Source organism: Rhodococcus sp. JS3073 (assembly GCF_026810085.1).
Lineage (GTDB): Bacteria > Actinomycetota > Actinomycetes > Mycobacteriales > Mycobacteriaceae > Rhodococcus_F > Rhodococcus_F wratislaviensis.
The window spans coordinates 4149647-4161233 of sequence record NZ_CP113951.1 but is presented as its reverse complement, the minus strand read 5'-3'; the positions used below and the strand labels follow the sequence as shown (position 1 = coordinate 4161233).

Sequence of the window (11587 nt, the reverse complement as noted above, 5' to 3'; positions counted from 1 at the left end):
GTATCGGCGGAACCTACTCGGAGTCCTAACTCGGTGGTGCCTCAGAGGATTCGGACCAGGATCTCCGAATGACCCGCCCGGATGATGTCTCCGTCGGCCAGCTGCCAGTCCTGCACGGGGGCACCGTTGACGGTGGTTCCGTTGGTGGAGCCGAGGTCGGACAGCATCGCGACCTGTCCGTCCCAGCGAATGTCGATGTGGCGGCGCGACACACCGGTGTCGGGCAGGCGGAACTGCGCCTCCTGGCCGCGGCCGATGATGTTGTTGCCCTCACGCAACTGGAAGTGGCGTCCGCTGCCGTCCTCGAGCTGCAGCGTCGCCGTGAACGTGTGACCGTCGGGTGCGTAGGCCTGCTGCCCGTAACCGCCCTGGTCGTAGTCGGCGTAGCCCTGCTGGTCGTATGCCTGCTGGTCGTAACCGCCCTGCTGGTAACCGCCGCGGTCGTATCCCTGGTCATAGCCCTGCGGCTGCTGGTATCCCGCGTCGGCGTAGGAACCGTCCGGGTAACGCGCGGGAGCCGCCTGCTGGTCGTAACCGCCCTGGTAGTCCTGCTGGTAGCCGCCCTGCTGGTAGTCGTAGCCGGCGTCCGCGGGCTGCTCGTAGCCGGGAGCCTGCGCGCCCTGGTCGTAAGCCTGGCCGTACGCGGCATCCTGGGGGTAGCCGCCGCGCTGGTCGTCGGGGTACTGCTGCTGGTCGTAGCCGCCCTGCTGGTAGCCGCCGCGGTCGTAACCGTTCTGGTAGCCCTGCGGGTACCGCTGGTCCTGACCCGCATGGGCATGACCGTTGCGCGCGTACTGCGGGTCGGGATTGCGGTTGCCCGCTGGTTCGCGGCTGGGGTCGTAGCCTGAGTTCTGCGTCATGGGGCCAGCTCCTGGGTTCGACGTGACGGGTACAAACGGTGCCTGTGGTCGCGGTGCGGGACCGCGTGGCGGTTCGGGTCGCCCCGGCGTGGCCGCACCTGGGCGGCCGGCATCCGGATCCACCGAACCCCGGGTGCGGAACTGCCCGGTGTGCAGTGAAGGCGACGGTTCGAACGCGACATGAATGGGACCATACGTCTGCCAGCCCTGGTCGCGAATGAAGTCTTCGAGGTGTCGGGCGAAGGCCTTGACCGTCAAGTCTCTGTCGGCGGCAAGTTCTTCGTGGTCCGAGTTGTTGATGGCGATGACATAGCTGTTCGGCGCGAGCACGTGCCCACCGTCCAACTGCTGGATTCGGTCGGAGGCTTCCTGTTGAAGCGCGGCCTCCACCTCCTGTGGCACGACGCCGCCGCCGAAGACCCGGGCGAACGCGTCACCCACGGCTCCCTGGAGCTTCCGCTCGAAACGTTGAACTATCCCCATCGGAACCTCCTCACGGTGCCTGGCTGTCGGGTCTTCTGTCCTCGGTGCGCGGTGGCTGTGACGAGACATGTCCGTGTCGCGCCACTGCCGTGCGTGTATCCCACGGTACTGTCATTGCCTCGAGCCACGACGCGGGTCTACGCCATTGCATGATATCGGTCTTTGCCTGGACGGGTGTTTTTGTGGCCTTTTCGGGTCCTGACCTGTACGAATCGTAATTTCTGGCGACCTCGTGTTAATGTTTCCGGGTCGCTCGGGCGAGTGGCGGAATGGCAGACGCGCTGGCTTCAGGTGCCAGTGTCCTTCGGGACGTGGGGGTTCAAGTCCCCCTTCGCCCACCACCAGCGATTCTCCGGAATCGCGACATCGAGGCCACGAACTCCACGAGTTCGTGGCCTTTGTGTTTCCCCCGCAAGAGCGGGGGTGATGCATCCCCACCCCAGGGTGGCTATCGGGCGCCCCGCCCCAGGCCGACGATGGAGTAGAAGCCTCGTCGCGAACCTCAAGCCCTTCCGGACCCGAACCCGTCCTCCCGGCGGTCCGTGACGAATGACTCGAGTGTGAACCTGCCGTCCGGCTTCTTCCGCTGGGTTTCTGCGAACGTCGAGAGTGGGTTGTGTATGAGCATCAGCCAGGTCCGGGCCACCAGCTCGGCGAATGTCGGTGAGTATGTCGGTTCCGTCGCGACGACGGTGGGCGCCCTGTCGGTCGACTGGTGGTGCACCCCCGCGTTCGACGCGGTCGTGACACTGTCCAGCGAGATTCCCTACTACCGCGGACGGAAGGCCGTTCTGGCCTGGAACCGCCACTTCGGGTGGTCGCTCGGAGTCCACGGACTCACCCAGGGGAATGTGCTGGTGGTCGAGGGACTCGGATTGGGACCGGCACCGGACCCCGCGCACTGCTCGGATCGGGTCGCCGAGTTGCTCACCGAACTTGCCGACTGGGCGCCTCGTCCGGCGTCCGGACAGCCCGCCCCACGAATCGTGCACGGCCCCGGCGCACCCCGCGGGTGACCCAGATATCGGGAACCCCTGCGTCCCCGCCGTCGACCGGCTTGGATATCGAGTATGGACGGCAGGAGAGCCCCTGATCCGCTGCGTCTCGCGGCCGGCGTCGCCGCGACAGCCGGCGGTGCATTGCAGCGTGTGATCGGATTCGGCGTCGACACGGCGCGACTCCTCCCCGGAGTCGACCCGCTGCTGGTCACCCTCGAGGAACGCGGCACCCAGACACTCCGCAGCGCCGACGAACTCGCGGATCGGGTGCTGCACGCGGTGCTGCGGAGGGTCGTGCAGGTCGCTCTTCAGGAGGTGGACCTCACCGCGATCGTGCGGGATCACGTCGACCTGGACGTGGTCGCCGAGGGCATCGACATCCAGCGGATCATCGACCGGGTGGACGTGGACGCGATCGCCGCCCGGGTGAATATCCCGCTGATTCTCGATCGTGTGGATATCGACGCCGTCGCCGCCCGGGTCGACGTGGATGCGATCGTCGACCGCGTCGACGTGGATTCCGTCATCGGGCGTGTCGACCTGGTGGTGCTCGCCGACACCGTGATCGAGGGCGTCGACCTGCCGCGCATCATCCGCGAGTCGACCGACTCGATGTCGAACGAGGCGGTCCGCGGGGTGCGGACCCAGGGCATGCAGGCCGACGACGCCGTCGCCGGTTTCGTGGGCAAGTTTTTCGGGCGCGGGCACGAACCGGACGATGCATGAGCACGCCGGCGCATCGTGCGGCCGGGATCGTCACCCGGGGTCTGGCCACCGGCATCGACCTGGCGGTCGTCCTGGCCGTGATGGGCGGCATCTACGTGGGCGTGCTGTTCGTGCGGTTGCTGTTCTCACCACAGGAGTTCTCGTTCCCCGACGCCAATGCCGTGCTGTCGGTGACCATGTTCATCGTCCTGTCGGTGCTGTACCTGACGGCGTGCTGGGCGGTGAGCGGCCGCACCGTCGGTGCCGTGACGATGGGACTGCGGGTGGTCAGCCGCAACGGTGAACTGATCGGCTGGCTGCGCGCCCTTCTCCGGGCGGTGCTGTGTGTGATGTTCGGGTTCGGACTGCTCTGGGCGGCTGTCGACAGCCGGCGCCGGTCCCTGCAGGACATTCTGCTGCGGACCGCCGTCGTCTACGACTGGGAGCCGGATCTGCATGCCGGCGAGCCGGAGATCTGACGCCGCGCCGAGTGTCGTAGCAGCTGCCTAGCATGGGGTCATGTACACGGAGCGGCGGTCGGTGTTCCCCGGCGCTGTGGTGTGGCAGAAGACCGCGCCCGGGGGTGCGGCCGCCATCCTGCCCGACGGCTGCATGGACCTCATCTGGATGAACGGTGACGTCGTCGTGGCCGGGCCCGACTCGCGGCCGTATGTCACCCGCGGCCGCGAGGGCGACCGCTACGTCGGATTGCGTTGTTCCCCAGGAACTCTTCCGGATCTCCTGGGTACGCCGGCAGAGGAGCTGACCAATCTTCGGGTGCCACTCGCCGAGGTGCTGAGCGACCGCGCCACCACGGAGTTCCTCGGCAGGATCGCCGACGACGCCGACCCCGGCAGGGCACTCGAGGAGTTCGCGCGGTCTCGGCGGCTTCTCGGGCCGCCACCGGACAGCAGGATCCCCGTGATCGTCCGACTTCTGGAGCAGCAGGCGTCCGTCCGTGAGGTCGCGGACCGGATCGGTGTCGGCGAACGGCAACTGCACCGCCTGTGCCGGCGGCAATTCGGTTACGGGCCGAAGATGCTGGCCCGGATCCTTCGGTTGCAGTCGGCGCTGGGGCTGGCGGGTTCGTCCATTCCCGCAGCTCAGGCGGCCGGCATGGCCGGGTTCGCCGATCAGGCCCATCTGATCCGTGAGGCGCACGATTTGACCGGCCGCACGTTCGGCCAGCTGGTTACGGCGTGAGCGCGGCGAACAGGTCGACGGGGTTGCCGTCGGGATCGTCGACGGTGGCGTAGCGCTGCCCCCACGGTGCGTCCCACGGCTTCTTCCGACCGTTGTAGCCGTCGCCCGTGATCTCGTCGAAGAGCGTGTCGACGTCGGCGGCGGTTCCGCAATCGAAGGCGAGTGCGGTGCGATGCCCGCCGGTGGGTTCGGTCCAGTCGGGTGTGAACGAGCGGATGGTTTCGACCGTGTCCCACAGCAGGCGGATCCCACCGGGAAACTCGAATTCGACGTGCGGCGCCTGATCGGCGTCGGCGGGAATGTCGAGTCCGAGCCGCCGGTAGAACGCGAGCGACGTGGGCAGGTCGTGGACGACCAGTTCGATGGCACTGAATGTTGCGGTCATACCGAGAACGCTAACGACCTCAGACCGACCCGCATTGAAGGTTTCGGACATCGAGCACCGGAGTCCGATTTCTTCAATCATCCGGGCGCTGCGGCAGGGATGCTGGGAGCCATGACCACCGAATCAACCCATGTCAGTGTGTTCATCGCTCGGACCGCCGCCGACGTCTACTCCTACGCGAGCGACCCCGCCAACCTCCCCGCCTGGGCGGCGGGCCTGAGCACCAACATCACCCGGGACGGCGACCGCTGGCTCGCAGACTCCCCGATGGGGCAGGTCGCCGTGGCCTTCGCACCCGCCAACGACTACGGCGTCCTCGACCACGACGTCACCCTCCCCAGCGGCGACACCGTCTACAACCCCGTCCGCGTCATCCCCGACGGCGACCACAGCGAAGTCATCTTCACCATCCGGCGACGCGACGGCGTCACCGCCGAAGAATTCGCGCAGGACGCGGCAGCCGTCAACGCCGACCTGCAGCGGTTGAAGGGGTTGCTGGAGGGGTGAGGGCTGTCCGCGTGTCCGTCGCGTTTGCACACCGATTGGTCAAACGCGCATGCAATTCGTTCGTTGCCAGGATGGTCGTGAGACACCTGGCAACGAACGCGGGGAAGTGGAGCCCGACATGATCGAGGCAGAGTTCGGACTAACCCCCACCGGCAGGCGCTCGTATCCGTTGTCCTACAGGGTCGAGTTCCTCCGGCGCTGGGACGAGTGCGTCGAACGGGGCGCAAAGGCTCGGCTGATGAGGGAGAACAACATGGACCGTGCCACGGTCCAGGCGTGGCTGAAGGCCCGCGATCGGGGAGAATTCACTGCAGCAATGGTGGCCGCAGCGGAGAAGTCTGGGAGTCCTCGGATGAACAGTCGTGAACGGGCGGAGGTGGCCAAGCTCCGCGCGGAGAATGAACGACTCAAGGAGAAAGTCGTTCAGGCGGAGGCCGCGCAACAGATCTTGGGAAAAGCATTCGAGCTCTTGCAGGGGATCACCGAGCGCTCGACGGAAGACATGACGGAGATCCCGCCGGCCCTGATGAGCGCGAGCGAGTACGCGCAGTGGCTCGAGCGCAGAAAGCTGTCCTGATCGACGCTGTCACCGCCCTCCATGAGCAGGCCGGTATCCACGTCGCCCGGGCGAGTGCCCTGCTCGGTCTGGCCCGGTCGAGTTACTATCGGCTGGCCCGCAACTACCAGCACTACCAGCCGGTCGAGCGGCCGATCCCGCACACCGATCGCTCTCAACCGGCGGCGTTGTCGGAGACCGAACGGCGGGTGATCATCGACCTGTTACTTGCCGAAGAGAATTCGGATCGGTCTGTGGTGCAAACATATTGGCGTTCGTTCGATGAGGGGCTGGTGGCCTGCTCCGAGCGGACGTTCTACCGGGTCGCCCGGTCGCAGAATCTGACCGGGGATCGTCGGCGTACTCGCCGCGGCGGAAGCAACGCGCGACCGAAGCCGGTCGTGGCGACCGCGCAAGTGGGTCAGTTGTGGTCCTGGGACATCACGATGCTCCAGGGGTCGCGCAAGCAGGACCGGTACTTGCTGTATCTGGCGATCGACGTTTTCTCTCGTTACCCGGTGGCCTGGCGAATCGAGTACGCCGAGACGACACAGATGGCGGTGCAGATGTTCGGTGCCGCGTTCGAGAAGTACGGGGTGCCGCTGGTGTTGCATGCCGACAACGGGGCGTCGATGCGCTCGACCGGACTCCTCGATGCCCTGGAGTCGGCGGGGGTTTCGGCGTCGTACTCGCGGCCGCGGGTCAGTGACGACAACCCGTTCTCCGAATCGCTGTTCAAGACACTCAAGTACGACCTGAGTTGCCCAGAACGGTTCGACGATATCGGTCACGCGCGGGAATGGACCGAGCAGTTCTTGCACCGGTATGCGAACGAGCACCGGCACGGGGGTCTGAGTCGGCACACACCGGCTGCGGTGTTCTTTGGCACCGCCGCCGCGATCCGTCGGCACCGTCAGGACCGGCTCGACCGGATCTGGACCGAACATCCCGAACGGTTCCGTCGCCGTCCCCAAGCGCCGGAACTACCCCAATTGACAGGAATCAATATCAAGCACGACCTGTCTCAGGCAGGTTGACAACTTCCGAATTGCGTGTGAAGCTGGCCAAAATGTGTGCGGATGTGGTGACTGCGCTCAGCTACTGCCGCTCGACGTCAGGGACGGCCTCCTGCCGCACATCTGCACACCGATTAGCCAATGCACACGCAATTGCGGGTGCAAACAGCAAAACCGTGGGCGGATGTCTCGAGCGGCATACGGTGTCTCTAGCGGAGCAGGAGCGAATCCTTGATGTTAATCATGCTGCCGACGTTGATGTTCAAGGTCCTGGCATTTCTCCCGGCGGACGCAAGCAACTAAAACTTGCGCGAATGTGAGTGGCCTTGATGTGCCCCTCCGGTTGGAACGGTATTCCGCTATTCGTACCGAAGTGCGGCAGTGAGAATAGTGGCGATAAAACCGGAAGGGTACTGGACGTGCCCCGCTCAGACCCGTTCCGGACGACCTTCGGCCACGGCTGACGCCGCCGCGGACACCCGCTCGTACGCGGCCCGGGTGTCCGGTGCCAGCCGGCTGTGATCGATGACGATCCCCATGCCCAGATGTTCGTCGTAGGGGATGGTCTCGATGCCCCACACCTGTCCGCCCAGGTACTCGCGGAGGAGGTCGACGTCCACCTGCCAGCCGGTGGCGTCCTGATTCGACACGGTGACGACGGTGCGGGCGAGCCCGGGTGCGCCGAGCGTGTCACCGATCGACTGCAACGCGGAGCGGAGGCGGTTGAACGCGTCCGCCCGGCACGGCACGACGAGGACGATGGGTGACGGAGTGGCCCGCAGCGGCGCGAGGTATGCGGCTCGCAACCGGTGACCGAGGTCGTGGACGGCACTCACCCCCTGGGTGCGGAGTGACCCTGTGACAGTGTGGAATTCACGTTCCGATGCGGTCTGATTCCCGATGCGGTTCAGGATGCGGGTCCCGGCGCTCGTGCGGGAGCAGTACCCGTCGAACACGTCGTCCGCGACGGGGCCGGCGGCCGCGGATGCCACCAGTTGCTCGAGGCCGCTCACGGAGAGCACGGCGTCGGCGCCACGCTCGGCGACGTCGCCGCCGGCGGGTGTCGCGTCGAGGGCCACGACCGCGCCGCCGCGAGCCGCCGCGGTGTTGGCGAGCCCGAGCGTCGTCGTGGTGGCGCCTGCTCCTCCGCATGCCCCGAGGACGAGGGTCGACACCGGAAGTGCTTGCAGTAGTGGGTCGGTCACTTGGCGTCTCCAATGGATGTGATGTACGTGCGGCCGTCGCGGTCCGCGGTGGTTACGACCTGCTCGTACTTCTTCGTCGACCGGTCCGGTCGCAGTTCCGACAGCGTCACCGCGTAGCGGCCGGGTTCGGTTTCGGTGATGGCGAGGCAGTGCTCGGTGCCCTCGGGCACGGAGTCGATGCCGCCCTGGATCGTCTCGGCGGACCCCAGCGGCGCATCGGGGGCGACCACCTCGCGGGCCTTCGCGCCGCTCCGTGCGACGTAATAGGCGTGGTCGAATGCCAGGATCGCGGCGACACCGTCGGAGGTACTGCCGGGACCGTTGCCGACAACCGTCGAGCCGTCGCGGGATTCGACGCACCAGCCCGAATCGGCAGCGGCGACGGGGGTTCCGCTCGCATCGCCGGACGTCGAGGCGAACACGGCGACCACACCGGCGATGACGGCGGTCACCGCAGCGGCGGCGCCGGCGACGACGAGCCTCTGATTACCGCGAACAGGTGGTGCAGGATCGGGCTCATCGTCCGCGGTCAGCCACGTCGGAGCCGGGGGTTGCTGTTCGGGTTCCGCGGCGGGAACCGTCGACCCCGGTACCGCGGCCGATGCGAAGGGCGGGAACCAGTGCGAGAAGCGGTCGAGGGGTGCCCTGTTCGGCGGTTCTGTCACAGTTGAATCCTCCACACCTCATTCCCTCGCGCGGAGCCGACCCCTGGCGGGCTCCGCGCGAGGAAATCGGATCACACGTGCAGCGTCGCCTGGCTGCGCACGTTCACGCCGCCGATCGTGGTGGCCGCCGGACCGCTGTCGGTGGACTGCAGCTGCGGCAGTTGCGGTGCGGGCAGAGACGCGATCGTCCGAACCAGTTCCCCGAAGGCCGGGTACCGGTCGGCCGCATCCGTGATCGCGGCGGCGACGGGTGTGACGTCGACGGGCGCAGACCAATTGGTCGGGTGCTCGGCGTTGGAGTCGGCCGAGAACGCGGAGACGGTGGCCGCCGTCGGCGAGGACGGGTCCACGGCGATGCCCGCGGTTCCGGTAGTGTCACCGACGCGCCAGCCGATGGTGCCGACGTAGCCCTCGGGGTTGCCGTACTGGCGTCCGTTGACGGCCACCGGCACCGCACCGACCAGCGTGTCGACGGCCGCATTGACCTCGACGACCGGCTTCGGCACCGGAAGTACGGGGGCGACGGGTGCCTGATGTGCCTTCGGCATGTCGTCGGGGTCGATCCACACGGTCGCCGGCTGGGCCGCCGGTGCCTCGACGACTCCCTCGGCGGCGGGCGCTGCCAGGTCGGGAGCAGCAGGCACGACCGTCTCGGCACCCGGCACCGCCAGCGGAGCCTGCGGGGGAGCGGGCGTCGTCGCGGCCGGAACGGCCGGGTCGGTGACGCCCGGCTGGGACGTGGTGGGCGGCGTCGTCGGGACCGTCACGCCGGGCTGCGACGTGGTGGGCGCAGCCGAGGGGTCGGTGACGCCCGGCTGCGACGTGGACGGCGGGGCGGTCGGAGCGGCGTGTGCCGTCGCGGCGCCGAGCAGTGCGGCGGCGGATACCGAAATCGCGGCTGCCAGAGCGTGCATGCGGATTCTCAAGTCTGTGACTCCTGAAGTCGAACGGGCATGGTGATCGAACGGACTGGTGCTGACGAAGCAAACGCAAGAGTGGTGCAGATCAGAGGCACCGGAAGAGGGAAGCGAGCACAGCAGAATGCGTCCACCGACCAGGTGGATGTGTTGTTTCCCCGATGAGATACGTCCGTGCTGCCGGCGCACTGCCGCAGCCGTCGTCCACCGCCCCCATGACCGCCCCCGGTTCTTTCTCGTCCCCCTACCGCGGCAAAGTACCAGACGGGCAAGCGTTCCCGCGCCCCCGCAGTCCGGTCAGGCCAGGCTCGCGGCCAGCTTCACCGACAGATCGCGCAGCGGATGGAGACGGCAGGTCATCGCGACGGAGGACATGGCTCGGGATCCACGCACCAGTCGCCGCGTCGCGGGCCGCCGTGCGCGGTCGTACCGGTGCAGCGCGGTGTGAATGTCGGTGTCGGCGGTGAGGAATCGGCCGAGCGCGACGGCGTCGACGAGGGCCTCGCAGGCGCCCCGACCGAGGTTCGGCGCCATTGCGTGGGCCGCATCACCGAGCAGGGCCGCGTTGCCCGACACGTACGACGGCAGCGGGGGCGACTCGTACAGGTCGTGGTGGAGCATCGCGTCGGGGGTGGCGGCATCCAGTACTGCCCGGACGTCGGCGTGCCAGTTCCCGAACCGCGACCGGAGGTAGTCGAGGCCGCCGGGGTGTCCGGCGTCGGTGCGGACGCACGCGAACCAGTTGACGAGATCGCCATCGCGCGGGGTGATGCCGAAAAGTGCGTCCGTGTCCCAGGTTTCGCTGACGGTGTCCCGATGTCCGGGCACCCACCCGCGCCAGGCGGTCGCGCCTACGTACCGCGGCTCGAACTTCTCGCCGAACAGTTGACGGCGGGTCGGGCTGCGCAGGCCGTCCGCGCCGATCACGACGTCGTGGTCCGTCAGCGCGTCGAGGGCGGGTGCCGGTGTGCCGAACGAGATCGTGCCGTCCGGCAGGGCCTCGGCCAGTGTGGCCAGCAGGGCGGGCCGCGACAGCAGGTAGGCGGTTCGGTTGCGGTTGTCGATGGTGCCGATCACGGATCCGTCGGGCCGCAGGAGCGAACCGCGGTGCTGGGGTGATCCCAGCGCGCGCACCCGATCACCTGCGCCGATCGCGTCCAGCGCCTCGAGGGCCTGCGGCCACATGCCGAGCGCGGTGCCCGACGTGGGCAGGGTCTCGGCACGCTCGAAGACCTCGACGTGCCAGCCGGCGCGGGACAGGTAGCGGGCGACGGCGAGTCCACCGATGCCGCCGCCGAGGACTGCTGCGGAGTGCGTCATGCTCGCCACCCTACTACGGATGTAGTGAATTTACTACCGTTGTAGTGTCGGGGCATGGCAGACAAACGGGAGCAGGTGCTCGACGCGGCCATCGCCCTGCTCGGCACGAGAGGGGTCCGGGCTCTCACGCATCGCGGCGTCGACGAACTGGTCGGAATGCCGCAAGGGTCCACGTCCAACTACTTCCGCAGCCGGGGCGCGCTGCTCGAGGGGATCGTCACACGGCTCGTCGAACGTGACCGCGAGGACTGGCAGAAGTTCGCGCACCTCCGGCCCGCCGGCACGGATGCGCTGGTCGAGGCGCTGGTGGCCTTCGTGACTTTCTCCACTGGTCCGGACCGCGTGCGCACGAGTGCCCGCTACGCGCTCTTCGTCGAGGCGTCCGTGACACCGGGCTTGGACGCGAAGATCGGGTCGGCGCGCCGAGCGCTCGTAGAATGGGGCGCGGACATGCTGGCCCTCGTGGGTTCGAGGAATCCGGCTTCCGACGCAGTGGTGATCACCGACTACCTGGACGGTGTAATCCTTCATCAACTCACCGTCCCGGATCCCGATTTCGATCCGACTGCGGGAATTACAGCGGTGCTCGGCGCTCTCACTTAACATGTACTCAGTGCAGTCGGACGAGGTCCGCCCTCGACAATGCCCAGTTCAGAGGGTAAATAGGCCAACCTAAGTTGTGTTTCGTCGGGGGTTCTGAATTATCGTTTTCGTTACACGTTGGACCCACGAAAGTCCGACCCGACCGAAAAGCCACGTCGCCCGGT

14 protein-coding genes and 1 tRNA gene are annotated in these 11587 nt (G+C 67.3%); 9 read left to right on the top strand and 6 right to left on the bottom strand.

Annotation, left to right across the window (positions count from 1 at the left end):
* Positions 1–41: 41 nt before the first annotated feature.
* Entirely contained in the window at positions 42–1343 is a 1302-nt protein-coding gene (locus OYT95_RS18920; RefSeq protein WP_037235008.1) for a DUF3662 and FHA domain-containing protein, read from the bottom strand.
* Between the two features lie 255 nt (positions 1344–1598).
* Between OYT95_RS18920 and OYT95_RS18915 the strand changes: the two genes are divergently transcribed.
* The 5 genes from OYT95_RS18915 (at position 1599) to OYT95_RS18895 (ending at position 4249) form a co-directional block, all read left to right on the top strand.
* Positions 1599–1684 (top strand) — tRNA-Leu (locus tag OYT95_RS18915).
* Positions 1685–1963: 279 nt separating this feature from the next.
* A complete protein-coding gene (locus tag OYT95_RS18910) occupies positions 1964–2359 on the top strand; it encodes a DUF6292 family protein (RefSeq protein ID WP_037235010.1) in 396 nt (131 codons plus the stop codon).
* 54 nt (positions 2360–2413) lie between these two features.
* Positions 2414–3067 (top strand): hypothetical protein, encoded by a 654-nt coding sequence (locus OYT95_RS18905; protein WP_128640503.1) that lies wholly within the window; start codon positions 2414–2416, stop codon positions 3065–3067.
* Positions 3064–3525, top strand: coding sequence for an RDD family protein (locus OYT95_RS18900; RefSeq protein ID WP_037235014.1), 462 nt, complete (start codon positions 3064–3066; stop codon positions 3523–3525). Before OYT95_RS18905 ends, OYT95_RS18900 begins: the two co-directional genes overlap by 4 nt.
* A gap of 40 nt (positions 3526–3565) precedes the next feature.
* Positions 3566–4249, top strand: a complete 684-nt coding sequence (locus tag OYT95_RS18895; protein WP_268792196.1) for a helix-turn-helix domain-containing protein — start codon at positions 3566–3568, stop codon at positions 4247–4249.
* Here the strand turns inward: OYT95_RS18895 and OYT95_RS18890 are convergent.
* Positions 4239–4634: a VOC family protein gene (locus OYT95_RS18890; protein WP_200887755.1), complete on the bottom strand. Its 396-nt coding sequence runs from the start codon at positions 4632–4634 to the stop codon at positions 4239–4241. The genes OYT95_RS18895 and OYT95_RS18890 overlap by 11 nt on opposite strands.
* A gap of 111 nt (positions 4635–4745) precedes the next feature.
* Here OYT95_RS18890 and OYT95_RS18885 point away from each other — a divergent pair, with 111 nt between their 5' ends.
* From OYT95_RS18885 to OYT95_RS18875, 3 genes are all read left to right on the top strand, one after another.
* Positions 4746–5141 carry an SRPBCC family protein gene (locus OYT95_RS18885; protein WP_037235046.1) on the top strand — a complete coding sequence of 132 codons (396 nt, stop codon included), beginning with the start codon at positions 4746–4748 and terminating at the stop codon, positions 5139–5141.
* Positions 5142–5259: 118 nt separating this feature from the next.
* Positions 5260–5718: a hypothetical protein gene (locus tag OYT95_RS18880; RefSeq protein WP_268792195.1), complete on the top strand. Its 459-nt coding sequence runs from the start codon at positions 5260–5262 to the stop codon at positions 5716–5718.
* A complete protein-coding gene (locus OYT95_RS18875; RefSeq protein ID WP_268792194.1) occupies positions 5691–6734 on the top strand; it encodes an IS3 family transposase in 1044 nt (347 codons plus the stop codon). The genes OYT95_RS18880 and OYT95_RS18875 overlap by 28 nt, the downstream gene beginning before the upstream one ends.
* Before the next feature lie 407 nt (positions 6735–7141).
* On the opposite strand, the gene OYT95_RS18870 is transcribed toward OYT95_RS18875, so the two are convergent.
* The 4 genes from OYT95_RS18870 to OYT95_RS18855 all read right to left on the bottom strand — a co-directional run bounded on the left by OYT95_RS18870 (position 7142) and on the right by OYT95_RS18855 (position 10820).
* A complete protein-coding gene (locus OYT95_RS18870; protein WP_268792193.1) occupies positions 7142–7918 on the bottom strand; it encodes a hypothetical protein in 777 nt (258 codons plus the stop codon).
* Positions 7915–8583, bottom strand: coding sequence for a hypothetical protein (locus tag OYT95_RS18865; RefSeq protein WP_235214572.1), 669 nt, complete (start codon positions 8581–8583; stop codon positions 7915–7917). The genes OYT95_RS18870 and OYT95_RS18865 overlap by 4 nt, the downstream gene beginning before the upstream one ends.
* Positions 8584–8654: 71 nt before the next feature.
* Complete coding sequence (locus OYT95_RS18860; RefSeq protein ID WP_268792192.1) at positions 8655–9497, bottom strand: glycoprotein; 843 nt, start codon at positions 9495–9497, stop codon at positions 8655–8657.
* A 300-nt stretch (positions 9498–9797) separates the two neighbouring features.
* Positions 9798–10820, bottom strand: coding sequence for an FAD-dependent oxidoreductase (locus tag OYT95_RS18855; protein WP_128640497.1), 1023 nt, complete (start codon positions 10818–10820; stop codon positions 9798–9800).
* Positions 10821–10874: 54 nt separating this feature from the next.
* Here OYT95_RS18855 and OYT95_RS18850 point away from each other — a divergent pair, with 54 nt between their 5' ends.
* Entirely contained in the window at positions 10875–11423 is a 549-nt protein-coding gene (locus OYT95_RS18850) for a TetR/AcrR family transcriptional regulator (RefSeq protein WP_037240392.1), read from the top strand.
* The last annotated feature ends 164 nt before the right edge of the window (positions 11424–11587 follow it).